At 71.0% G+C, this 22,222-nt stretch carries 24 protein-coding genes; 8 read left to right on the forward strand and 16 right to left on the reverse strand.

What is annotated here, in order from left to right; translation table 11 throughout:
* The 11 genes from ABD191_RS18870 to ABD191_RS18920 form a co-directional block, all read right to left on the reverse strand.
* Positions 1-617 (reverse strand): cellulose-binding domain-containing protein (locus ABD191_RS18870; protein ID WP_344083463.1); only part of this gene is annotated, 617 nt, incomplete at its 3' end.
* Between the two features lie 573 nt (positions 618-1,190).
* Complete coding sequence (locus tag ABD191_RS18875; protein WP_344083468.1) at positions 1,191-2,858, reverse strand: SulP family inorganic anion transporter; 1,668 nt, start codon at positions 2,856-2,858, stop codon at positions 1,191-1,193.
* Between the two features lie 9 nt (positions 2,859-2,867).
* Entirely contained in the window at positions 2,868-4,523 is a 1,656-nt protein-coding gene (locus tag ABD191_RS18880; protein WP_344083471.1) for an ammonium transporter, read from the reverse strand.
* Positions 4,524-4,550: 27 nt separating this feature from the next.
* Entirely contained in the window at positions 4,551-5,567 is a 1,017-nt protein-coding gene (gene yut / locus ABD191_RS18885) for an urea transporter (protein ID WP_344083474.1), read from the reverse strand.
* Positions 5,568-5,598: 31 nt separating this feature from the next.
* A complete protein-coding gene (locus tag ABD191_RS18890) occupies positions 5,599-6,546 on the reverse strand; it encodes an urease accessory protein UreD (RefSeq protein ID WP_344083477.1) in 948 nt (315 codons plus the stop codon).
* Positions 6,543-7,172 (reverse strand): urease accessory protein UreG, encoded by a 630-nt coding sequence (gene ureG, locus ABD191_RS18895; protein ID WP_344083480.1) that lies wholly within the window; start codon positions 7,170-7,172, stop codon positions 6,543-6,545. The genes ABD191_RS18890 and ureG overlap by 4 nt, the downstream gene beginning before the upstream one ends.
* Before the next feature lie 20 nt (positions 7,173-7,192).
* Entirely contained in the window at positions 7,193-7,915 is a 723-nt protein-coding gene (locus ABD191_RS18900) for an urease accessory protein UreF (protein WP_344083482.1), read from the reverse strand.
* Complete coding sequence (locus ABD191_RS18905) at positions 7,896-8,480, reverse strand: urease accessory protein UreE (protein WP_344083485.1); 585 nt, start codon at positions 8,478-8,480, stop codon at positions 7,896-7,898. Before ABD191_RS18905 ends, ABD191_RS18900 begins: the two co-directional genes overlap by 20 nt.
* A gap of 12 nt (positions 8,481-8,492) precedes the next feature.
* On the reverse strand, positions 8,493-10,211 hold the full coding sequence (locus ABD191_RS18910) for an urease subunit alpha (protein ID WP_344083488.1): 1,719 nt from the start codon (positions 10,209-10,211) through the stop codon (positions 8,493-8,495).
* A complete protein-coding gene (locus ABD191_RS18915) occupies positions 10,208-10,708 on the reverse strand; it encodes an urease subunit beta (protein WP_425560764.1) in 501 nt (166 codons plus the stop codon). Before ABD191_RS18915 ends, ABD191_RS18910 begins: the two co-directional genes overlap by 4 nt.
* Positions 10,709-10,743: 35 nt before the next feature.
* Positions 10,744-11,046, reverse strand: coding sequence for an urease subunit gamma (locus ABD191_RS18920; protein WP_344083490.1), 303 nt, complete (start codon positions 11,044-11,046; stop codon positions 10,744-10,746).
* A gap of 242 nt (positions 11,047-11,288) precedes the next feature.
* Between ABD191_RS18920 and ABD191_RS18925 the strand changes: the two genes are divergently transcribed.
* Positions 11,289-11,684, forward strand: coding sequence for a fluoride efflux transporter FluC (locus ABD191_RS18925; RefSeq protein ID WP_344083493.1), 396 nt, complete (start codon positions 11,289-11,291; stop codon positions 11,682-11,684).
* Positions 11,684-12,079 carry a fluoride efflux transporter FluC gene (locus tag ABD191_RS18930; protein WP_344083496.1) on the forward strand — a complete coding sequence of 132 codons (396 nt, stop codon included), beginning with the start codon at positions 11,684-11,686 and terminating at the stop codon, positions 12,077-12,079. The genes ABD191_RS18925 and ABD191_RS18930 overlap by 1 nt, the downstream gene beginning before the upstream one ends.
* Here ABD191_RS18930 and ABD191_RS18935 read toward each other — a convergent pair.
* Both ABD191_RS18935 and ABD191_RS18940 read right to left on the reverse strand, forming a co-directional pair.
* Entirely contained in the window at positions 12,070-14,010 is a 1,941-nt protein-coding gene (locus ABD191_RS18935) for an FUSC family protein (protein ID WP_344083499.1), read from the reverse strand. The genes ABD191_RS18930 and ABD191_RS18935 overlap by 10 nt on opposite strands.
* A 268-nt stretch (positions 14,011-14,278) precedes the next feature.
* Positions 14,279-15,730 (reverse strand): M20/M25/M40 family metallo-hydrolase, encoded by a 1,452-nt coding sequence (locus ABD191_RS18940; RefSeq protein WP_425560770.1) that lies wholly within the window; start codon positions 15,728-15,730, stop codon positions 14,279-14,281.
* Between the two features lie 182 nt (positions 15,731-15,912).
* On the opposite strand from ABD191_RS18940, the gene ABD191_RS18945 reads away from it, so the two are divergent.
* Both ABD191_RS18945 and ABD191_RS18950 read left to right on the forward strand, forming a co-directional pair.
* Positions 15,913-16,302, forward strand: a complete 390-nt coding sequence (locus tag ABD191_RS18945; protein ID WP_344083505.1) for an SRPBCC family protein — start codon at positions 15,913-15,915, stop codon at positions 16,300-16,302.
* A gap of 222 nt (positions 16,303-16,524) precedes the next feature.
* Positions 16,525-17,112 (forward strand): TMEM165/GDT1 family protein, encoded by a 588-nt coding sequence (locus ABD191_RS18950; protein ID WP_344083509.1) that lies wholly within the window; start codon positions 16,525-16,527, stop codon positions 17,110-17,112.
* Positions 17,113-17,175: 63 nt separating this feature from the next.
* Here the strand turns inward: ABD191_RS18950 and ABD191_RS18955 are convergent, their stop codons facing one another.
* Complete coding sequence (locus ABD191_RS18955; protein WP_344083512.1) at positions 17,176-17,595, reverse strand: hypothetical protein; 420 nt, start codon at positions 17,593-17,595, stop codon at positions 17,176-17,178.
* Between the two features lie 98 nt (positions 17,596-17,693).
* The gene (locus ABD191_RS18960) at positions 17,694-18,359 is read right to left on the reverse strand and encodes a DUF6766 family protein (RefSeq protein WP_344083515.1); all 666 of its coding nucleotides are present in this window, start codon (positions 18,357-18,359) and stop codon (positions 17,694-17,696) included.
* A 105-nt stretch (positions 18,360-18,464) separates the two neighbouring features.
* On the opposite strand from ABD191_RS18960, the gene ABD191_RS18965 reads away from it, so the two are divergent.
* The 4 genes from ABD191_RS18965 to ABD191_RS18980 all read left to right on the forward strand — a co-directional run bounded on the left by ABD191_RS18965 (position 18,465) and on the right by ABD191_RS18980 (position 21,806).
* Positions 18,465-19,139 (forward strand): UdgX family uracil-DNA binding protein, encoded by a 675-nt coding sequence (locus ABD191_RS18965; protein ID WP_344083518.1) that lies wholly within the window; start codon positions 18,465-18,467, stop codon positions 19,137-19,139.
* A 57-nt stretch (positions 19,140-19,196) separates the two neighbouring features.
* A complete protein-coding gene (dinB, locus tag ABD191_RS18970; protein WP_344083522.1) occupies positions 19,197-20,387 on the forward strand; it encodes a DNA polymerase IV in 1,191 nt (396 codons plus the stop codon).
* Positions 20,388-20,437: 50 nt separating this feature from the next.
* Complete coding sequence (locus tag ABD191_RS18975; RefSeq protein WP_344083525.1) at positions 20,438-21,364, forward strand: phosphotransferase; 927 nt, start codon at positions 20,438-20,440, stop codon at positions 21,362-21,364.
* Between the two features lie 103 nt (positions 21,365-21,467).
* Complete coding sequence (locus ABD191_RS18980; protein WP_344083528.1) at positions 21,468-21,806, forward strand: GlsB/YeaQ/YmgE family stress response membrane protein; 339 nt, start codon at positions 21,468-21,470, stop codon at positions 21,804-21,806.
* 141 nt (positions 21,807-21,947) lie between these two features.
* Here ABD191_RS18980 and ABD191_RS18985 read toward each other — a convergent pair whose 3' ends face one another.
* Positions 21,948-22,139 (reverse strand): hypothetical protein, encoded by a 192-nt coding sequence (locus ABD191_RS18985; RefSeq protein ID WP_344083531.1) that lies wholly within the window; start codon positions 22,137-22,139, stop codon positions 21,948-21,950.
* Between the last annotated feature and the right edge of the window lie 83 nt (positions 22,140-22,222).

Genomic DNA, 22,222 nt, shown 5'->3' on the forward strand with positions numbered 1-22,222 from the left:
ACCCGGATGATGTCCAGGTCCGCGAAGTCCTCCCACAACACCGGGTTGGTGAACGTCGACGATGGGGGCCACGGGCCGGCCGTGGTCGGCCCCGCGCTGGTCTGCGGCGCTTGGGTGGTCGGCGGGGCGCTCGTGACCGGCCCGCCGGTCGTCGGGCCGCTGCTGGTGGGCGCCGCCGTGGTGGGCGCCGCTGAGGTGGACACGGCACCGGTGCACGGCGTGCCGTTGAGGGCGAAGTTGGTCGGGACCGGGTTGCTGGCGTCGTTCCAGGAGCCGTTGAAGCCGAAGCTCACGCTGCCCCCGGTCGGGATGGCGCCGTTGTAGCTGGCGTTGGTGACGGTGACGTTCGACCCGGACTGCGACGGGGTGCCGTTCCAGAGCTGCGTGATGGTCTGCCCGGCGCCGAAGGTCCAGGTCAGTTGCCAGCCGTTGACGGGGTCACCGAGGTTGTTGATGGTCACGTTCGCGCCGAACCCGCCGCCCCATTGGCTGCTGACGGCGTAGGTGACCTGACAGCCGGCGGCCGCTTGGGCGGCGACCGCGGTAATGGCCCCGGCGGCGGTGACCGCGGCGACGACCGCGGCCGCCAGTACAGGGCGATGGTGTTTGAGCTTCATGAAGAGTCCTTCCTGGGGGGTGCCCGGCCTTGCCGGTGCGACCGGGTGTTCGGGCCGGCAGGCCACGTGCGGGCTTCGTCGAGGGCCGGCCAGGCGGTGCTCCACAGTGGGGCGGTGTTGACGGGCGGACGAAGCGTCGGCCCTCGCGGGACGGCTGCTTCATGGCTCGTTCCTTTCGCGCCCATCGTTGTTAGCGTTAACAACCACGTCGGCGAATGCCGTGTCAGAGGTTGGATTCAATGGACCCGGGCCGCACCGGTGCGTTAACGCTTCGCGGTTTTCCGAGGGTGCCAGACGCCGACGATTGTCGCAACAAGACAATGCGAGAACATCCCCGATGGGCCACCCTGGCCGGGACAAGTGGCGCCTACCTGCGAAGACAGAACCGCGCTTAGCGGGGCCGGGTAGTAAACAACGCGCTGATATTCATATCTTGTTCGCCTCGAATGGGCTTTCGTCGGTGGCCTGGCGCATAACGTTTTTTGCGAAACCAAGCCCATTCTCCGGATGGCGGAAAACTTGCCCGGTTCTGTTATGGCACATGACGCGACACGCGCTTTAGTTCGTACGCCGTCACCCTGTCTCCGGTGTCACGTCCGACGGGGGCGAGCCCGATCTAGGGCGACTGGCGTACGCCTTGAGCGCGTTGTCGAGGGTCGCGTGGATGCGGCCGTCCCGTTGCCAGTCCTGCCACCAGGGGTTGTGGCGTGCCGTGGCCAGTGCCCGTGGCGGTAGTCCGACGATCCACAGCTGACTGCCGTGGGCGCTCAGCCGGTCGCCGAGGTCGTGCAGGCGGTCGAGGACGGTGGTGCCGACCTCGGTCTGGGCCCGCATCTCCAGCATGATCACGTCCGGGGCGGGCTGGCGCGCGTTGACCATGGTCAGGACGGTGTCCTGGGTTGAGATCATGTTCGCGGTATAGAGGTAGGTCTCCAGCCGCAGTAACAGCGGTCGCGGTGCCTGCGCCGGGGTGTCGGTGAGTTCGTGGTGCAGTTCGAACATCTGCGGCTGGTTGAGTTCGCGCAGGACGAGTACGAGGGTCACGACGACGCCGGTGACGACGGCGGCGAGCAGTCCCGCGGCGAGGCCGACGAGGGTGGTGGCGGCGGCGACGAACAGGTCGCGAGAGCTGACGCGGGCCAGCCGGATGAACGCGGCGGGGTTGACGAGGCCGCCGACGGCGACGAGTACCAGAGCGGCGAGCGCGGCGTCGGGGAGCAGGCGCAGCACCGGGGCGAGCCATAGTGCCACGGCCACGGCGAGCACGACGGTGGTGAGCTGGCTGATCTGGGTACGGGCGCCGGCGCGGGCGTTGACGGCGGTCTGGGAAAAGCCGCCGGCCGAGGGCAGCGCGCCGAAGAAACCGCCGAGGGCGGAGGCCGCGCCGGTAGCCAGCATCTCCTGCTGGTCGTCCGGTGGTGGCTCGCCTTTGCGGGTCGGTGCGGCGCGGGCGGCGGCCAGGCTTTCGACCGCGGCCAGGAGGGCGATGGTCAGTGCGCCGGGCAGGAGCTTGGCCGCTTGGCCGAGGTCGGGCAGGGTCAGCGGGGCGAGGCCCTTCGGTACGGGGGGCACGAGGGCGACGCCGTGGGCCGAGAGATTGAACACCGCGGTGGCGGCGATGACGACGGCGACGGCGATGAGCGGCGCTGGCAGTCGCGGGGCGGCCAGGCCGAGCCCGATGAGCAGCGCGAGCAGCCCGGCGGAGAGCAGCGCGGTGGTGGGTTGGGTGGTGGGCAGGGCGCGCAGCACCGCGGGGAGTTCGGTGAGGAAGCGCCCGTCCGTCGCCGGGACGGCGATGCCGAGCAGGCGGGGGATCTGGGCCAGGCCGACGGTGAGGCCGACGGCCGCCTTGACGCCGAGCAGGGCCGCCTCGCTGACGTTCTCCACCAGGGTCCCCAGGCCCAGTAGGCGGGCGGCCAGCAGGATGAGGCCCACCTCGATGGTCAGGGTGGCCAGAGCGCGGGTGTCTCCGGCGGTGACGCCGACGGCGATCAGGGCCGAGGCGGTGAGGGTGACGATCGTGGAGGTGGTGCTGGTGCTCAGGGTCCGGCTGCCGCCCAGGAAGGCGTACACGAGCATCGGCACCATGCAGGTGTAGAGGCCCACCTGGGCGGGCATCCGGGCGACTGTCGCGTACGCCATGGCCTGCGGGATGACCACGGCCCCGGCGGCCAGTCCAGCGAGGATGTCGGCGCGTAGCCAGGTCCGGCGGTACCCGACCAGGGTGGGCAGCAGGACCATAACGGGTCGTCAGCGTGGGGCGCCGTCGTCCACGGTGGCCTGCCGTATGTCCTGGACGTAGGTGTCGCGGGCGCCGGCCGCCAGCCGGTCGAGCGCAACGAGCACGTTGGCGGTGTTCGCGCCGTCGACGAGGATCTCGACCCGCAGCCGGTCCGGGAACTCCTGGTCGCGGCGCAGCCCGCGGAAGACCTGGGTCCGCCGGGCGGAGGTGCGGACGTGGGCGTCGGAGAGCACGATGGTGGACGCGCCGGCCTCAAGCAGCGCCTGTTCGAGGTCGCCGGCCTGGACGCGCTGCGGGTCGAGCATGCTGGTGACCAGTTGCACGTTGCCGGCGGCCAGGGGCCGTGCGGCGGGCACCGGCCCTGGCGTCGGGCCGGTGGGGCCGGCCGCGCCGGACAGGGCGGCGGGGCCGCTGAGGTGGTAGGCGTCCATCCCCTGCTGGACCTGGTCGAGGTCCTGCTCGTCGGCCGCGTCGACGCGCAGGCCGATGGTCTTCTGGATGGCGATGGCGATGAGCCAGGTCAGGCAGAAGGAGAACACCACGACCGACAGCAGCGCGAGGATCTGGTCGCCGAGCAGGCCGGCGCCGCCGCCGTAGAACAGCCCGTCCGCGCTGAGAGGGTTGACGTCCTTGCTGGCGAACAGCCCGACGAGCAGGGAGCCGAAGACGCCGCCGACGAAGTGCACGGCGACGACATCGAGGGCGTCGTCGAACTTGAACGCGAACTTCAGCCGCAGGGCAAGGTGGCAGATGAGTCCCGCCAGTGCTCCGATGATGAGCGCCGACAGGGTGGTGACGTACCCGGCGCAGGGCGTGATCGTGGCGAGCCCGGCGACCGCGCCTGTGACCGCGCCCAGGACGGTGGGATGACCGGCGGTGAACTTTTCGAGCAGGAGCCAGATCACCATGCCGGCCGCCGCGGCGACGTGGGTGTTGAGCAGAGCCTGGGCGGCGATGCCGTTGGCTTGCAGGCCGTCACCGGCGTTGAACCCGAACCAGCCGAACCACAGGATGCCCGCGCCGGCGATGGTCAGCGGCAGGTTGTGCGGCAGGTTGCTCGCGTGTGGCCAGCCACGCCGGCGGCCGATGACGAGCAGGACGGCGATGACGGCGGCGCCGGCGCTGGAGTGCACGACCATGCCGCCGGCCCAGTCCTGGGCGCCGCGTTCGGCCAGCCACCCGCCGACCCCCCAGAGCCAGTGGGCGATGGGGGAGTAGACCACCAGTGACCAGATGGCCACGAACGCGACCCAGCCGCCGAACTTGAGCCGGTCGGCGGTGGCGCCGGTGATCAACGCCGGGGTGATGATCGCGAACATCATCTGGTACCCGACGAACGCCAGCGTGGGGATGGTGATCGAACCGGAGACGATGTGGAAGGCGGGGGCGGGGGACGTGCCGGCCACGCCGCGCAGCCCGAACAGTTCCAGGTCGCCGATGATGCCACTGAGGTCGTTGCCGAAGGCCAGGGCGTAGCCGAGCAGGATCCACACGATGCTGACCACCCCGAGCGGGATGATGTTCTGCTGCAGCATGACCAGGGTGGTGCGGGTGCGGACCATGCCGGCGTAGAACAGTGCCAGGCCGGGTGTCATGAACAGCACGAGTGCCGCGCACGCGAGCACCCACGCGGTGTCGCCGGGTTGGAAGCCGGTTGTGGGCATCGGGCCGCCCCCTTCGGTCGGTACGGGTCAGGCTTTCGGGTGGGTGCCAGTGAGTACGCCGTCGTCAATGTGCTTGTGGTGCGGCACCGGTGTGAGGTCGCGCTTAGGCAGCAGGAACAGCCAGGTCGCGAACACGAACGGGCCGGTGAAACTGGGAATGCCGACCGGGGCGAGGGCGGTGTTGAGCGCCGCCTGGACGAAGAGGGTGAACACGGTGCCCAGCAGCGCGTACACAAGCACCGGCCAGGACGGGTGGTAGAAGACGCAGCCCAACGCGATGGCGGTCAGGACGGCGGAGAAGCCGTACAGGCCGGCGGTGATGCTCGTCTCGTCGCCCTTCAGGCCGACGGCGAGCAGGGTGGCCACGATCGTGCCGGCGGCGGCCAGGGCGGCGGCCCACCGGGAATTGACCGCCAGTCCGATGAGGATGATCAGGCCACTGACCCAGTTGCCGATGAGGAACACCTGGGCGACGCCCTTCAGCATGCTGGTGACCAGGTCGGCGGCCGACAGGTCCAGGGAGGTGCCGGCGACGGGCCGGGCCAGCATCGGCGCGGTCAATGAGCTGATCTTGATCTGGTGGAACTGGTACGCGGCCAGCATGAGAAACCATGAGGTCAGTACGAACGGGAAGGTCAGGGCCGGTACGCCCCAGGTGTTGAATACGTTCGAGATGGCGAGGGTGACCACGGTGGTCGTCGCGGCCCCGATGATCAGGTACACCCACATCACGACTGAATTGCCCAGGAAGGTGGGCACGGCGGCACCGGTCAGCAGCGGGCTGAAGCCGTAGAGCCCTTGCCGCAGGGAGGCGGTGTCCACCCGCAGGGCCATGGCGGTGGCGGTGCCGACGACCACGCCGACGACCGCGCCGATGGCGACCTCCGGCGTCTTGGCCGCCACGGCGCCCCAGATGATCGCCACGATGATGAGCGCGCCGGTGATCGGGTTGTTCATGAACATGACCTGGCCGGCTCCGCGCAGGTTCGCGTCGATGAACGCCCAGATGGGGTTGCTGCCCCGGTTGCTCGTACTGGTCGTCATGGTGCTCGTCCCCCGTGTGCGTGGTGCCGGTTCAGCGCCAGGAGAAGTTGGCGGGTACCTCGTGTCCGGTGACCTCGCGGCGGACCAGCGCCCAGATGTCGCGGACCCGCGCGCGTACCGGTTCGGTCTCCATGCCGAGGACCTTGACGATGAGCCCGGCGTCGTTGGGGAGCGCGCTGACCCCGCAGGCGGTGCGCCCGTCGCCGTCGCCGGCATAGCCGACGGGGGCCTGGGCGGCGACCCGGGTGGCGACGTCGGGCGGGGTCATCAGCACGACGTTGGCCAGCACGTGGAAGGGACCCATGACGGCCGGGCTGGCCATGGGCCAGGACGCCGGCTGCACGACGAGGTTCTCGGCGAACAGTTCCGGTCCGTCAAGGCGGGACCCGTGGATGCTCGCGCTGTACAGGTCGTACGCGAACAGTTCGCCGCCGCCGTGGTGTTTGCGGCCGGCCAGCACGATCTCGGCGTGCAGCGCGGTGGCGTCGGCGGCTACCCGCAACCGGGTCCGGGCGGCGTAGCGGCTGTTGCGGTACGGAATGGTGGGGTCGGGCAGGAACTCGAGGTAGCTGCCCTCGTGCAGGGTGAAGTCCTGGGTCATGGTCGCGTAGTTCGCGTCCATCTGCTGGATCTTCGTGGCCGCCTGGGTGGTGACGTGCGCCTGCGCCCCCGGTTCCAGCGTGACCTCGACCGCGTACCGGTCGCCCTGGAGGATCCCGCCCGACGTGGAGATCATGAACACGCACGGCAGGTCGGGCATCCCCTCGTCGAAGTACAGGGCCTGCTGCACCAGCAGGGGGGCGCGGCGGTGCAGGTCGATCAGCTCGGTGCGCCGACCGCGCCTGGCGAAGCCCAGGCGCAGGTAGGCGTCCTTGCCGACGGTCCCGGCGGGCAGCTGCCTGGGCTGGTCCTGGTACGGCGCGAGCTGCGGCAATCCGTCGAGTTCGAAGGCGGATCGGGCCGCCACGGTGGCTGTCATGCCGCGAACGCCACATCGAACAGCGCGACCCGGCGGATCAGCCGGATCAGCTCCTCGATGCCCTCGCCGGTCTTGCAGTTGGTGAACACGAACGGCTTGTCCCCACGCATCAGCGCCGCGTCGTGTTCCATCACCGCCAGGCTCGCGCCCACGTACGGCGCCAGGTCGGTCTTGTTGATGACCAGGATGTCGGACTTGGAGATGCCCGGCCCGTTCTTGCGGGGAATCTTGTCCCCGGCGGCGACGTCGATGACGTAGATGAAGCAGTCGACGAGCGCGGGGCTGAACGTCAGCGTCAGGTTGTCGCCGCCGCTCTCGATGAGGACCACGTCGGTGTCGGGGAACCGGGCCTCCATGTCCTCGACCGCCGCGAGGTTCATGCTCGGGTCCTCGCGTACCGCCGTGTGCGGGCACGCGCCCGTCTCCACCCCCAGGATGCGTTCCTCCACGAGTACGCCCTTGAGCGTGCGCTGGACGTGCTTGGCGTCCTCGGTGGTGACGATGTCGTTGGTGACGACGAGCACCTTGGTGCCGTCGGCCACCAGGCGCGGCACGATCGCCTCGATGACGGCGGTCTTGCCCGACCCGACCGGGCCGCCGATGCCGATGCGGCTGATCTTCTTCATGGTTGCTCCCGTCGTCTGCGTCAGTTCATGAACATCCGTACGTGGGCGCGTACGTGGACGGAGGCCAGCACGTCGACCTGCGGTGCGAAGCCGCTCATGTCGTCGAGCTCGCACCCGGCGACGCTCGCGTAGTCGGCTCCACAGTGGCCGTTGACCTCGTAGAGCACCTGCTGGGCGGCGAGATGGTGCAGCGGCAGCAGCCGCACCGCGGCGCTGACCATGGTGGCCGCCAGGCTGTACTGCTGCATGGCGAACACGTCGGCTTCCGGCAGGCCCAGCGCCGCGCCGAGCACCCCGAGCGCGGCCGGGTGGGTGCCCGGGGTCCGGCGGGTGGTGACCCGGTCCAGCCACCCGTCGGAGATCGGGCCCGGCACGATCCGGGCGGTCGCCTCGGCCAGTTTGCGGCCGGTGCGTTCCGTCATCGCGCGGGTCTCCTCGTGGAGCTTGCGCACGTACACGGCCTCATCGCAGGCGGCGACGCGGTCGAGGTCGCCTCGCACCGCGCCCCGGTGGGCGTGCACGAGCGCTATCCCGTCGCCGGCGGCGGCGTTACGCACGGCGGCACGCACCCAGCCGGTCAGGGTGTCGGCGTCACGCACGACGCCCTCGGCCAGCGCCGACTCCACACCGTTGGAGAACGAGAACCCGCCGACGGGGAACATCGAGTCGCCGAACTGCAGCGCCCGGAGCACCCGCGTGACCACGTCAGGGTCGGCCGGCAGATCAGTGATGGTCGTCGGCATGGGAGTGGGTGCTCGATCCGGCGCCGCCGAACAGCCGCCGGGCCTCGTGCGGCGCCAGGAACGGCGTCACCTCCGATCCGGCCACGAATTCGCACACCACCCCGGGCAGGTCGTGCGTTTTCATCACCGCCGCGGTGACCTTCTTGTCGACGGTCAGCGGCACGAACACCTTCGAGCCCTTGATGACCGCGGGCCAGTGCTGATTTCCCAGCGCGTGGCCCAGTTCCACGGCGGTGCGCGCCAGTGCCTCGGGCGCCAGACCGTACAGCGGGGCCAGGTCGATCACCATCACCTCACCCAACTGGATGCGAACCACGACGGCGCTCGCCCGATCGGGATCCCAGCGCAGCACGTCGCCGTCGTGGAGGTGCTCGGACCGGTCCAGCGACACCGCCAGTTCCACCCCGCCGGTGGTCGCCTTGCGGAGCCGGTTCTTCTGCGCCTCCCACTGGTCCAGTACCAGCGTGTCGACGCTGGCGCCGGCCAGCCGCTGCGGCCACGGCGGGTCGGCCGCGTTGCCGAGTACCCCCTCGATGAGCGTCGTGCTCACCTCACTAGTGGTCACCGAATACTCCGATCAGCTGAAGAAGTACATCTGTGCCAGGGGCACGGACTCGGCTGGCGGCGCCGTCGCGTGTTCGCCGTCGACCTTGACAGCGAACGTCTCCGGGTCGACGTCGATGCGCGGGGTGTTGCCGTTGCGGACCATGTCCCGCTTGGTCAGCGTCCGGGTACCCGATACCGGGATCACCTGCCGGTGAAGCTCCAGCCGTTCGGCGACACCGGCGTCGAACCCGGCCCGTGACACGAACGTCACGCAGGTGTCGGTCAGCGCGGCGCCGTACGCGCCGAACATGGGCCGGTACAGCACCGGCTGCGGGGTGGGCAGCGAGGCGTTCGGGTCGCCCATCACCGCCCAGCTGATCATGCCGCCCTTGATGACCATCTTCGGCTTCGCGCCGAAGAACGCCGGTTCCCACAGCACGAGGTCGGCCATCTTGCCCACCTCGACCGACCCGAGGACGTGCGAGATGCCCTGGGTGATCGCGGGGTTGATGGTCACCTTCGCCACGTAGCGCAGTACCCGGAAGTTGTCGTTGCCGGGTGCGTCCTCGGGCAGGCTGCCGCGCGCGGCCTTCATCGTGTTGGCGATCTGCAGCGCCCGTAGCCAGTTCTCGCCGACGCGGCCCATCGCCTGCGAGTCGCTGGAGACCATCGAGATGACGCCCAGGTCGTGCAGGACGCTCTCGGCCGCGATCGTCTCGGCCCGTACCCGGCTCTCCGCGAACGCCACATCGGACGGGATCTTCGGGTTCAGGTTGTGACAGACCATGATCATGTCGAAGAGTTCTGCCTGCGAGTTCACGCCGAACGGCAGGGTCGGGTTCGTCGAACTCGGCAGGACGTTCAGTTCGCCGGCGACCTTCATGATGTCCGGCGCGTGCCCGCCGCCGGCGCCCTCGGTGTGGAACGTGTGGATCGTGCGGCCCTCGAACGCCGCGATGGTGTCCTCGACGAACCCGGCTTCGTTCAGGGTGTCCGTGTGGATGCTGACCTGTATGTCGAAGTCGTCGGCGACGCTCAGCGCCGCCCGGATGGCCGCCGAGGTGGTGCCCCAGTCCTCATGGACCTTCAGGCCGGCGGCGCCCGCTTTGATCTGCTCCACCAAGGGCTCCCGTCCCGAACAGTTGCCCTTGCCCAGGAAGCCCATGTTGATCGGCACCGCCTCGACCGAGCGCAGCATCCGCTCCAGGTTCCACACCCCGGAGGTGATCGTCGTGCCGTTGGTGCCGTCGGTCGGACCCACACCGCCGCCCCACAGCGTCGTCACTCCGTTGCTCAGCGCCGCGTACGCCTGCTGCGGCGAGATGTAGTGCACGTGGGCGTCCATGCCGGCCGCGGTGAGGATCAGGTGCTCGCCGGAGATCGCGTCCGTCGCCGCGCCGACCGCCAGCTCCGGGGTGACGCCCTCCATGGTGGCCGGGTTGCCCGCCTTGCCGATCCCGACGATCTTGCCGTCCTTGATGCCGACGTCGGCCTTCACCACACCCTGCACCGCGTCGACGATCACCACGTTGGTGATGACGAGGTCCAGCGCGCCGGCGGAGTTCGTGAGCTGGTTGTCCAGGCCCATACCGTCCCGCAGTGTCTTGCCGCCGCCGTACACGGCCTCGTCGCCCAGCACCCGCAGGTCGCGTTCCACCTCGACGAACAGGTCCGTGTCGGCCAGGCGGATCTTGTCGCCGACTGTCGGGCCGAACAGGTCGCTGTACTGCTGGCGTGAGATCCTGCTCATCGGCTCTTTCCCTTCGCATCGGCGGCGGGCTTGTCCGCGGCCTGGGGCCGGTTCTTGAAGCCGCGCAGCGCGGCCCGCTCGGCGGCCGCGGCCCGGTCCGGGTTGTAGCCCGGCTTCGGTCCGTCGCCGGTCCAGCCCTGCACGAGCCCGTTGAAGCCGTACACCCGCTGCTTGCCGGCGAACGGCACCAGGTCCACTGTCTTCTTGTCACCGGGCTCGAAACGCACCGCGGTGGTCGCCGGGATGTCCAGCCGCAGGCCGTACGCGGCGTCGCGGTCGAACTCCAACATCCGGTTCACTTCGAAGAAGTGGAAATGAGACCCGACCTGCACCGGACGGTCACCGGTGTTGTAGACCTCGATGGTGGTCACCGGACGACCCGCGTTCAGTTCCAGATCTCCGTCGGCCAGCACGTAGCCGCCGATCGGACGCACATGCTTGTGCCGTGTCTGCTCGTGCCCGCCGGCGGCGGTCGAAGCGGCTTTCTTGGTCGGCATCGTTCCCCCATGAGTACGCCTGCCGGGTTGGCCGGCTACTGGATCGGGCTGTGGACCGTGACCAGGCGGCTGCCGTCGGCGAACACCGCCTCGACCTGAATAAACGGGACCATGTCGGCCACGCCGTCCATCACATCGGCACGGGTGAGCGCGCTACGGGCGTCGGTCATGACCTGCTCGACCGTCTTGCCCTCCCGCGCGCCTTCCAGCGCGGCGGCGGAGATGACCGCCACCGCTTCCGGGTGGTTCAGCTTCAGGCCACGGTCCTTGCGGCCCTGGGCCACCAGGGCAAGCGTCAGGATCGTCAGCTTGTCCAATTCCCGTGGTGTGAGATGCATTCGGCACTCCTTCCGGGATCCGGGTCGCGCCGACTCGCTCAGGGCGCGCCAGCGTCGCAACCCGCCACGTGGCTGAACTTACTCGGTTGATTGGTGGCGCGTGATGCGCTTGGACGGATAGGGAATGCCTGGTCAACGGCAATTCGGGGAGCATTCCGGCTCCCGGGTCACGGCCGGTCTGGTATTGCGTCACGGAGCCGGAAACGTCGGGCGGCGCCGAGTGGACATGAGAAAGTCAGGGAATGTCGGTTATTGCCATATTTCTTGGCGGTGGGCTGGGCGCCACACTGCGGTACGCGCTCGGGGAGGCCCTGGCGCCACCCACGCCGCCGAACTTCCCGTGGGTCACATTCATGATCAATATTGTGGGCGCGTTCGCCCTCGGCGCGGTCATGACATTGCTGACGCAGCATCGGTTGCGCGGGCCGTGGGGCAAACCGTTCCTGTCGACCGGCCTCATCGGCGGCTTCACGACCTGGTCGCACTTCATCGTCGAGGCCGATCAGCTCATCAGTGGCGACCGGACCGGTCTCGCGATCGTCTACCTCGCCACGTCGATCGTCGTTGGCGTGGCCGCGGCCGCGGCCGGCGCGCACCTCGTGGAGCGGCGGGCGCGTTCGCAGGCGGGAGGCCGCTGATGTGGGTCACCATTCTCGTCTTTGTGGCCGGTGGCTGCGGAGCGCTGTGCCGAGGCGGACTCGACGCACTGGTGTCAGCCCGATGGCGGGCGCGCCGGCACGGTCCGGCCGCGGCCTTCCCCGCCGGCACGTTCGTCATCAACGTGTCCGGCGCGCTCGTGCTCGGCCTGGTGACCGGCTTCGCCACCGCGCACACGGCCGAGTCGGTGCAGGACTTCGCCACCATCGCGGGCGTCGGCTTCCTCGGCGCGTACACCACCTTCTCCACTGAGGAATGGCACACGCTGGGCCTGCTGCGGAAGAACGCCGCCGTGGAGGCATGGAACGTGCTCGGCAGCCTGGGTGCCAGCCTGATCCTGGCCGGACTGGGACTGTGGCTGGGCGGTCAGCTCTGATCCGGCGCGGTCCCTGGCGGTGAGCTCTCGCGGCTGAGCATCGCGGACAGGCCGTTCAGGTCGTCGGCCAGTTCCCGGACGGCGGCGTCGTGGCAGTCGCCGTGACGGGACACCGCCGGGTGGCGGACGGGCGAGTCGTCCTTGACGCTGACGCTCGCGAGCGCGTCGATGTCGTCGGCCAGTGCTGACAAGGTGGCCGGGTCACCCTTCCGGCGGGTGGCCGAGATGCCCGTGACCTGGTCGGCCACCCGCTCAGCCGCCCCGACCACCGGGATCCACGCCCAGGCCAGCGCACCTGCCGGCGGAGGTTCGGCGAGCATGCGCTGAAGGGTGAGCCGGGTGTCCGACAGTCGCTGGTAGCACCGGCGCCGCGCGGCGGTGATCCGGCCCTGATGATGACCCCGGGCGACCGCGCGCGCGTAGTCGGCGAGGTCGCCCAGCGCCGCGGCGAAGTTCCCTTCGACGTCGGGTCGCCGGACGGCCGGCCAGATCAGGTAGCCGGCGACGATGGTGACGACCCCGCCGATGAACGTGGCGGCGATCCTATCGGCGGCCAGCGGCACGATGTGCGTGTCGGGCGCCACCAGATCGATCAGCAGCATCGCCGGCGGGGTCGTGCAGAGCGTCTGCAGCGCGTACGAGCGCGACTTCGCCCACGGCAGGCACGCGGCCACCGCCCCGATGGCGATACTGGTGAACACCGCATCACGCGACACCGCGGTGAACAGTACGGCCACCACCGCGCCGCCGACCGTGCCGGCGCAGCGCAGCACCGCCCGTCCGAACACCGACCCGAGATCGGGCTTCATCACCAGCGCGACCGTCAGCGGGATCCAGTACCCGTGCGGCAACGGCAGCGCGAAGAAGGCGACGTAGGCCAGCCCCGTGCACAGGGCCAGCCTCGCCGCCCCGGCCAGCAGGGCCGGCCCGGGAGCCGACAGGCGTGCGCGCGCCGAGGCTCGGCCCGCCTGCTGTGGCTCGGCCCCGGCCCAGATCGCCGTCTCCAGCATCGTCAGCCGGACCAGCGTGCCCGGCCCGTCGGTCCGGGGTGGCGGAGGCCGGCCGCTGACCGCCGCGTCGGCGCACTGCCGCAGCCGGGCCGCCGCCCGTGCCGACAGGTCCGCCTCCGCGTCCGGGGCCAGCAGCCGGGCGGCGAGCTGGTCGGCCGCCCGGCAGATCCGCGCCTCACGGGTGTACTCCCTGGTCGGGCCCTGCGCGTGCCCCCTGGCCAGCATCGCCGCCTGTTCGAACCGGTCGATTGCGCCGACCGCGGTGCGCTGCGCCGGACCCAGGTCCGCCTGACCTTCCGCCTGGGCCTGCGCCAGGTCGGCCAGCGCCCCGAGCATCGCCGCCAACGCCGCCCGTTGCGGCCGGTCGCGGGCCAGCACGGCCTCGACGGCCATGAGCGCCGAGAACCAGACCCCGGCGATCAGGTACAGCAGCGCCGGTGGCCAGTACGGCGCCGCGGTGGGCAGCCCGATAGCGATCGCGGCGATCAGCATCGCCTGCATCGTTGCGGCGGACAGGACGGCGGAGTAGCCGCTGACTATCCCGCAACCGAACGCGACCGCGGTCATCACCACCACGGCCGCCGCGACCGGCAGGTGTGACACCAACCCCAGCCCGTACGCCGACGCGGCGATCGGCACGGTGCACCAGATCTGGCGGAAACGTGCCCGGTACGGCTGCTCGCGTTCGCCCACGGCCTGTCCGAGGGCGCCCAGACCGATCCACATGCCGATGTGCATCTGCCCGGCCAGCGAGGCGATCAGGACCGGCAGGCCCACGCCGACCCCGGCGCGCATCGACCGCCCGACCGGCCATCGCGCTGGGGGTGCCGCGGCCAGGGCTCGCAGCCACAGCGACGGACGCCAGACGCCGCGCTCTTCCCGCGCCGCGCCGTGTCCGGCCGACCGGTCCCGACCCGGCACGGTGTCAGCCTTGCGGCGCCCGGCCGGCTACCGCCTTGACCGGGTCGATTCGCAGCGAATGCATCAGTCCTTCGCCTCACCTGGACAGCGCCTGCTGGGACACGCCCGGACCGTATTTCACTGAAAAGTCTAGTCTGTAGGACTACGTCATAGTTACCCGAATCCATAGGGCAGCGGCCATCGTCAAGGGCGCCACCGCGGGCGCCCGCGATGGTGACCGGTGCTCTCGTCGGGAGCGGGCGCCCCCGACGAGAGCGATCAGCCGCGGCTACGACTGGGTGATGGTGACATCGTCGACGCCCGCCTCCACGAGGCTGGCGCCGGAGGCGTCGGCCGCCTCGATCAGCAGCCGGACGGACTGGCCGGCGTAGGCGCTCAGGCTCCAGGTGCCCTGCCCCCAGGCGCCGTTGCGGTTCGTGGCCGCCCCGGCCTGGGTGAACAGGGCGGTCGTACCACCACTGTGGACGACCGAGACGCGGAAGAAGTCTGCCGACGAGCTGTTGGACCCGTGCGCCAGGTACCAGGAGAGGGTGACATTGAGCGTGCCGCTGGCCGGCAGGGTGATGGCCGGCGAACGTACCGAGGTGGTCCCGCCGTCGATGTCGTAGTCGCCGGCCGCCGAGCCCGCGAGCCGGCCGGTGACCAGGCCGTTCGAGCCGGAGACGGTCGTGCCGAGCTGCTTGGCGCCGCTGGAGGTGGTCGCCTCGGGGTCGCCGCGCTCCCAGGCGCCCGTGGTGGCGGTGTCCGCGCCGGTGGGGTTGACCGTCCAGCCGGTCGCGGTCTCGAACGTGTCCGACCAGACCACCGTCGGCGGGGCGCCGGTGGCCAGGGTCCAGAGGGCGTGGGCGGCGGCGTCGCCGGCGCGGTTGAGCAGCGTGTCGGAGACGTTGCTCGGGTACGTGTCGCAGGCACGGTGGTAGCAGGGGTCGAACGCGGACTGGGTGCCGCCCCACTTGGTGACCTGGGCGGCGGTCTTGACCCGGGAGGCGCCCGCGGCGACACCGGAGGTCTGCACGCCGATGGCGTTGAACGGGGCGTCATCCGATCGGCCGGCGCCCTCGCTGTTCTCCTCTGTAGGTACGCCGATCGAGTCGTAGTAGGCCTTGAGGACCTGGCCGACGCCGGAGGAGATGCGGTTGATGAAGTACCCGCCGTTGACCGAGCCGACCATGTCGAAGTTGAAGTACCCCTTGATCTTGGCGCGTTCGGTCGACGACAGGCTGTTGGCGTAAAACTCCGAGCCGTTGAGGCCCTGCTCCTCGTCGGTCCAGAAGGCGAACCGTACGTGGTTTCGCATCTGTGGGTTCGTCCGGGCGAGGGTGAGGGCGAGTTCGAGGACCGTGGCCGAGCCGGAGGCGTTGTCGTTCGCGCCCGGGCCGGCCGACACGCTGTCGAGGTGGGCGCCGAACATGTACACGTTGTTCGCGTCGCCGCCGGGCCAGTCCGCGATCACGTTCGGGCCCGCGCCCGAGGTGCAGCCGGACGTGCAGTTCTGTCGTACGACCGTGAAACCCGCCGCGGACAGCTGGTTGTACACGTAGGTGACGGAGGCCGTGTACCCGGCGGTCGTGGAGCGCCGGTTGCCGCCGTTGGCGGTGGCGATGTTCTGGAACTGCTGTACGTGGGCCTTCTGGTTGGCGAGCGGCACGTCCGGGGTGGCCAGCAGTGCGGCGTTCGCCGTGGCGGGTACGGCCAGGGTGGCGACGGCGGCCAGGGTCATGGCCGTCACGCAGCGCAGGATCGAGGGAGGTCTCAACGCCGTGCTCCTCTGCGGGGGGTGATGCCGGGGGGTGGCCGGCAGTCGCCACGTTAGGGACAGCGTCGATCGATGTGAATATAGAGAAAACCCTCGGCGGCAGGCCGGTGGGACTAACCACCGGCCGGACTGGGTAGAGGGCGGACGTGTTCATCAGCGAGGCGTTTGACTTCGAGGCCCCGCCCGAGGTGGTCTTCTCCACGCTCACCGACCCGGAGCGGGCCGACCGCTGGGCGCCGCCCGGCGTCCGCGTGGCGTGGCTGGACCGGGACCGGGTCCGGGTGTCGTTCGGCAATTCCGGCACGGTGTACCAGACCCGGCGGCCGGACGGCGCGATGGTGGTCGAGTGGCGACGCTCGGGGCAGCCGGACCTGCACGGCACGGTCACGGTCGAGGACGGCCCGGCCGGCGGCAGCGTCCTGCGCCTGGACGCCACCGTGCCGGACGGCGCGAACGCCGGGCGGATCAGGGAACTCGTCTCAGGCGCGGTGGACCAGCTGCGCGGCGACGTGGCGGACGAGGTCAGTCCGGGCTGAGGTCCTTGTCACGTTCCCGCCGCGCCGGAGCGCACGGCCGGTAGGGTGGGCGGCGCGAAGGGGAGTAGCTCCCAACGTGGTGGTCGACATACTGGCGGGATTCCGCCCGGCCGCCCGACCTCGGCGATGTCGGGGTGAGCGAGACCTTCGACTCAGGCAGGCATGCCGGGGTCGAGGCTCTCGCGCGTCCGAACCCGGTGATCATTCCCGGGAGGACACCCCATGGCAGGCTTCTGGACCGCGCTCGCGGTCAGTTTCGGCGTGATCTTTGTAGCGGAGCTGGGCGACAAGTCGCAGCTCATGGCCATGACCTTCGCGACGCGGTACCGCGCGGCGACCGTGCTCGTCGGCATCACCATCGCCACCGCGCTCGTGCACCTCGTGTCGGTCGGTGTCGGCGTGTGGCTCGGCGCGACCATCCCCACCGGACCCGTCAGCCTGCTGGCCGGTCTGGCCTTCCTCGGCTTCGCGGCGTGGACCCTGCGCGGCGACTCCCTCACCGAGGACGAGAAGGCCAAGGCGCAGCGCAGCACCGGTTCGGCGGTGCTGGCGGTCGGCGGCGCGTTCTTCCTGGCCGAACTGGGCGACAAGACCATGCTGGCCACGATCACCCTGGCCACCCAGCACGGCTGGTTCGGCACGTGGATCGGCTCCACGGTCGGCATGGTGGCGGCGGACGCACTCGCCATCGGCGTGGGCCGCCTGCTCGGCCGCCGCCTGCCGGAGAAGGCCATCAAGTACGGCGCGGCCGCGCTGTTCGCCGTCTTCGGCCTCTGGTTGCTGATCGACGGCATCGCCGCGCTGCGCTAGACGACCGCCCCGCGCCGCACGCCGAGCCGAAAGGTCGGGCGTGCGGCTGCGGGGCCGTCGGCGTCAGCTGGCCGCGATGGTCCAGTGGATGCAGCCGCGCGGCACCCACCCCGGTTGCGGTACCTGCACGCGCAGCCACTGGTTGCTGGCTTCGCATCCTTTGATCAGGTACGGCGAGCCGGCCGTGGTAGCGCAGTCCGTCGGGACGAGCTGGTTCGGCATCAGGCCGAGGAAGTCGCTGTTGACCGACCGGTGCCGGCGGACGGCGACGTTCGGTACGCCACGGCGCGGTGACGCGTAACAGCTGGCCGCCGCCTGGATCGGCTGGGCCATCTCGCCGGGCGATGCCGTCACGGGCCGCGCGGCCGGTGGCGGGATGGCCGCGGACGCAGCCGTAGCGGAACCCGCCAGGCTCACGGCAAGCCCGCCGGTGACGATGATCGCGGCGGCCAGCCCCACGATGCGGTGCGCAGGTATCGGCATGTTCAACCCCCTCGCTCTATGTGCCGACCGAGGGGAGGTCTTTTCGCTGCTCACGGTACTCCGATCGGCGCGTCCGCGCGGGTAGCGCGCGGGTGCCGCTATTCCCCGGTTTGCCCGTGGGTGGCGGTGACGGCCTTGGACTCAGGCGAGCCGTGCTGACGCAGGAAGACGCTGAGGACCACGAGGACGCCGACCGCGAGAAACTCGCTCTGCCAGTTCTGCATCGACTGGAACCAGAACTCGGACGTGCCCAGGAAGTCCAGCGGCGTGACGGGCGCCGCACCGGTCTGCAACGCCTGCTGCTCGTTGTACTCCGAGGTGCCGGCCAGCAGGTGGGCCAGGAAGGACATGAGGAAGAACGCCAGCAGCACGATCGACAGGCTGTTGCGGTAGATCACCTGGGCGGCGCCGTGGGTGCGCGACCACCGCGGCGACCCGGACGTGGCGTGCTGCGGGTAGTCCTCAGCGCGGTCCTTCTGGTCGACCGGCTTGGACTCGGCCGAGCCGCGCTGCACCAGGTACGCGGTGAGCAGGACGTACGAGCCCATCTGGAGGAACTCGGACTCCCAGTTCTCGAACAGCGCCTCGCCGAAGTGGCCCGTGCCCAGGTAGTGCCAGAAGCCGTCGGCCGGCTGGCCGGCCTGCAGAAGCTCCTCGTTGCGCACGTGCCAACCGAAGATCGCCTGCAGGACGACGAAGACGAGGAACGCGCCGAACATGGCCAGTGACAGTCCGTTGTGCCTGGCGAACGACCGGATACTCATGTCGACTCCCCGTATCGCTACGTGCGTGACCGGCATCTACCCCGCGCCGCGCCGGGCCAACCCCGGCCACGGTTAGAGCGCGGGCGTGGGGGGTAGTGAGCGCGCGTGGCCACGAGTCGCGTGCACGCGCCGGGGGCGCAGCGTTTCATCCCGCCCGAGGCCGACCTCAACCAGCTGCGGGAGGCCGCGCCCGCCTGCCGCGGCTGCGATCTCTACCGTCAGGCCACGCAGGTGGTCTTCTCGGCGGGGCCGCCCGACGCTCCGCTCGTGCTCGTGGGGGAACAGCCCGGCGACGTCGAGGACAAGGCCGGCGAGCCGTTCGTCGGGCCGGCCGGGGCTCTGCTGACCAAGGCACTCGACGAGCTCGGCGTGGGGCGCGAGGGCGCGTACCTCACCAACGCCGTCAAGCACTTCAAGTTCCGGTTGTCGCCGCGCGGTAAGCGCCGGATCCACGACAAGCCCGACCGGATCGAGATCACGGCCTGCCGGCCGTGGCTCGTCGCGGAGTTGGCCGTCCTTCGCCCCCGGGTGGTGGTGGCGCTCGGCGCCACGGCGGCGGGCGCACTGATGGGTCCGGCTTTCCGGGTCACCCGCTCGCGCGGCGAGTTGCTGCCGTGGCCGGCCAGCGCGTACCGGCCGGGGGACTTCCCGGAGGTCGACCCGCCGGCACTGTTCATGGCGACCGTCCATCCATCGGCGGTGCTGCGCTCCGACGACCGGGCCGGCGCCTACCGGGCCTTCGCCGCCGACCTGGCCGTGGCCGTCAAGGCGGCGGCCTGAGCGCGACGTGCCGCCACTCCGTTGACGCGGGCCGGGGTCGTGTTCGAACATATGTTCGTGTCAGGCGAGGCGGGGATCATGCATGCGGACCTGGACGCGTTCTACGCGTCCGTCGAGCAGCGCGACCACCCGCGCCTGCGGGGCCGGCCGGTGATCGTGGGCGGCGGGGTGGTGCTGGCGTGCAGCTACGAGGCCAAGGCGCGAGGGGTGCGCACCGCCATGGGCGGCCGCCAGGCCCTGCGGCTGTGCCCGGACGCCGTCGTGGTCGCCCCCCGCTTCGGGGAGTACGTGGCGGCCAGCCGGGCCGTCTTCGACGTGTTCCGCGACACCACCCCGGTCGTGGAGGGCCTGTCGATCGACGAGGCTTTCCTCGACGTGTCCGGGCTACGCCGCATCGCCGGGCCGCCGGCGGGGATCGCCGAGCGGCTGCGCGAACAGGTGCGTGAGCGGGTGGGCCTGCCGATCACCGTCGGCGTGGCCCGCACGAAGTTTCTCGCCAAGGTGGCCAGCCGGGTCGCCAAGCCCGACGGCCTGCTCGTCGTGCCGCCGGACGAGGAGCTGGCGTTCCTGCATCCGCTGCCGGTGGAACTGTTGTGGGGCGTAGGCCCGGTGACCGCCGGCAAGCTGCGTGAGCGGCGGATCGCGACCGTCGGCCACGTGGCGCGCCTGGGTGAGGCCGCGCTCGTGTCGATGCTGGGCGAGGCGACCGGCCGGCAGCTGCACGCGTTGGCCCACAACAGGGACCACCGGCGGGTGACCGTCGGCCGGCGGCGCGGCTCCATCGGCGCCCAGCGGGCGCTCGGCTGGCGGCCGCACACCCCCGAGTCGGTCGACGCGGCTGCGGTCGCGCTCGTTGACCGGGTCACCCGCCGCATGCGTAAGGCCGGGCGCGCCGGGCGGACGGTCGTACTCCGACTGCGGTTCACGGACTCGTCGAGGGCGACCCGGTCGCGGACCCTGCCCCGCGCGACCGACGGCACGCAGACCATCCTGGGGGCGGTACGCGGGCTGCTCGCGGCCGCCCAGCCGCTCATCGACGAGCGGGGCATCACGCTCGTGGGGGTCTCGGTCAGCAACTTCGACCAGCACGGGGCGGTGCAACTGGAACTGCCGATCGAGGGGCATCCGCCGGTGGCGCTCGACGCCATGGTGGACGCGGTCCGCGACCGGTTCGGCGCGGCGGCCATCAACCGGGCGGGCCTGCTCGGCCACGATCCGGGGCTGGTGATGCCCCTGCTGCCGGACTGAGCGCGTAAATCAGGTGGCCCGAGGTCGTCCGGCATGCCAGCCTGCGGGGCATGGTAGTCGCGTCAGGCGTCCGGATCGGCTGGACCGATCTGCCGGGCCACGTGCGTGCCGCCGTCGAGGAGATCATCGGCGCGCCGGTGGTGTCCGCGGTCTCCCAGCCGGGTGGCTTCTCGCCGGGCACGGCCGACCGGGTGCGCGCGGCCGACGGGCGGCGGGCGTTCGTCAAGGCGGTCAGCCCCGCACAGAACGAGCGCAGCCCGGTCATGCACCGCCAGGAGGCGCGGGTGTCGGCCGCGCTGCCGGCGGCGGCGCCCGCGCCCGAACTGCTCGGCTGTTTCGACGACGGTACGTGGGTCGCGCTGGTGCTGGCCGATGTCGAGGGGCGGCACCCGGCGACCCCGTGGCGTGCCGACGAACTCGACCGGGTCCTCGCCGCGCTGGCCGCGCTCGCCGACCGGTGCACGCCGTCGCCGATCAGCGACCTGCGCCCGGCCGCGGAGGTGCTGGCGACGGACCTCGCCGGCTGGGACCGGGTCGCGGCCGACCCGCCCGCCGACCTGGACCCGTGGATCGCCGCGCACCTCGGGGAGTTGCGCGCGCTCGCCGCGCGCGGCCGGGCGTCGCTGGCCGGCGACACCCTCGTTCACCTCGACGTGCGGGCCGACAACCTGCTGCTCAGCGACGACGGGCGGGTCATCCTCGTGGACTGGCCGTGGGCCTGCCGGGGCCCGGCCTGGCTGGACACGCTGCTGCTGCTCATCAACGTGCGCCTGTTCGGCGGGCACGACACGGGCGCCCGGCTGCGCGAACACGCCCGCCGGACGGGCGCCGATCCGGCCGATCTGCGGGGCGTCCTCGCCGGCCTGGGTGGGTTCTTTGTGGACGCCGCCCGGCTGCCGCCCGCGCCCGGCCTGCCCACGCTGCGGGCATTTCAGCGGGCCCAGGGCGACGCCGTGGTGGCCTGGCTGCGGGAGTGACAGGTCGCGTGTGGACAGTGCGTCGGTGCGATGGCCGACTTTGTGGGTATCCACTACGCTCGGAGGCCGCTAGATCAAGGGCAGGCGTGGGAGGGCCACAGACATGCAGGTGGAGGACGTACTGACGGCGATCCTGTTCGGGGCGCTCGTCGGGCTGCTCGGCAGGCTCGCTCTGCCCGGCAAGCAGAGCATCGGGTTCTTCAGCACGGGTCTGATCGGCTTCGGCGCCGCCCTGCTGGGCGCCCTGCTGGCCAAGGCGTTCGGGGTGCAGGACGAAGGCCAGGCCCAGATCGGCAGCTTCAGCTGGAGCTGGGCGACGCTCGGCATCCAGGTCGCCTGCGCCGTCGTGGGCGTCGCGCTCGCGCAACTGCTGACGCACACCCGGCTCGCCGACAACGACCGGCCCGCCCGGCGGCCGCGTCGCAAGCGCAAGAGCGACTGAGCAGCCGGGCGCTGCCGCACCCGCCGGCTCGCCATGGCGCCCGACCGGTGCCGGAAGGGCATCGATCGGGCGCTCATCGCGGCGGCGGAGGACCGTGCCGCAGGTCGGGTGGAGCCGGTGGGTCAGCCGTCGCGCTGAGCGCTACCGCTCCTCGTCCTCGTCGCCGCCCAGTCCCTGCAGGGCCTCGCTGATCGGGGCTGTCAGGTCGTCCCTGGGGATGGCGACGGCCTCCGCCTCCGCGTGCAGCTCGTCCTCCTGCTCCTCCTCCGGCTCGGGAGCGGTGGCCCCGCCCGCGAAGCCGTACTCGTTCGGCTCGTCCGCTTCGATGGTCATGGTGGTGTCCTCCTTGTGCGCGCCGTTGACACCATCGTCCCGCCGCCAGGTACCCGGCGGGGCCGGATCGCACACCCCGGTAC

The organism is Luedemannella helvata, from assembly GCF_039528415.1.
Taxonomy (GTDB): Bacteria; Actinomycetota; Actinomycetes; order Mycobacteriales; family Micromonosporaceae; genus Luedemannella; species Luedemannella helvata.

Bases quoted from the DNA above. Each gene is read 5' to 3' on its own strand.
- ABD191_RS18960 (WP_344083515.1), bottom strand. From the start codon at position 18,359: ATGAGTATCCGGTCGTTCGCCAGGCACAACGGACTGTCACTGGCCATG.
- ABD191_RS18890 (WP_344083477.1), bottom strand. From the start codon at position 6,546: ATGACAGCCACCGTGGCGGCCCGATCCGCCTTCGAACTCGACGGATTG.
- ABD191_RS18980 (WP_344083528.1), top strand. From the start codon at position 21,468: ATGCAGGTGGAGGACGTACTGACGGCGATCCTGTTCGGGGCGCTCGTC.
- ureG (WP_344083480.1), bottom strand. From the start codon at position 7,172: ATGAAGAAGATCAGCCGCATCGGCATCGGCGGCCCGGTCGGGTCGGGC.
- ABD191_RS18920 (WP_344083490.1), bottom strand. From the start codon at position 11,046: ATGCATCTCACACCACGGGAATTGGACAAGCTGACGATCCTGACGCTT.
- ABD191_RS18900 (WP_344083482.1), bottom strand. From the start codon at position 7,915: ATGCCGACGACCATCACTGATCTGCCGGCCGACCCTGACGTGGTCACG.
- yut (WP_344083474.1), bottom strand. From the start codon at position 5,567: ATGACGACCAGTACGAGCAACCGGGGCAGCAACCCCATCTGGGCGTTC.
- ABD191_RS18985 (WP_344083531.1), bottom strand. From the start codon at position 22,139: ATGACCATCGAAGCGGACGAGCCGAACGAGTACGGCTTCGCGGGCGGG.
- ABD191_RS18940 (WP_425560770.1), bottom strand. From the start codon at position 15,730: ATGACCCTGGCCGCCGTCGCCACCCTGGCCGTACCCGCCACGGCGAAC.
- ABD191_RS18880 (WP_344083471.1), bottom strand. From the start codon at position 4,523: ATGCCCACAACCGGCTTCCAACCCGGCGACACCGCGTGGGTGCTCGCG.
- ABD191_RS18950 (WP_344083509.1), top strand. From the start codon at position 16,525: ATGGCAGGCTTCTGGACCGCGCTCGCGGTCAGTTTCGGCGTGATCTTT.
- ABD191_RS18910 (WP_344083488.1), bottom strand. From the start codon at position 10,211: ATGAGCAGGATCTCACGCCAGCAGTACAGCGACCTGTTCGGCCCGACA.
- ABD191_RS18975 (WP_344083525.1), top strand. From the start codon at position 20,438: ATGGTAGTCGCGTCAGGCGTCCGGATCGGCTGGACCGATCTGCCGGGC.
- ABD191_RS18930 (WP_344083496.1), top strand. From the start codon at position 11,684: ATGTGGGTCACCATTCTCGTCTTTGTGGCCGGTGGCTGCGGAGCGCTG.
- ABD191_RS18955 (WP_344083512.1), bottom strand. From the start codon at position 17,595: ATGCCGATACCTGCGCACCGCATCGTGGGGCTGGCCGCCGCGATCATC.
- ABD191_RS18875 (WP_344083468.1), bottom strand. From the start codon at position 2,858: ATGGTCCTGCTGCCCACCCTGGTCGGGTACCGCCGGACCTGGCTACGC.
- ABD191_RS18925 (WP_344083493.1), top strand. From the start codon at position 11,289: ATGTCGGTTATTGCCATATTTCTTGGCGGTGGGCTGGGCGCCACACTG.
- ABD191_RS18915 (WP_425560764.1), bottom strand. From the start codon at position 10,708: ATGCCGACCAAGAAAGCCGCTTCGACCGCCGCCGGCGGGCACGAGCAG.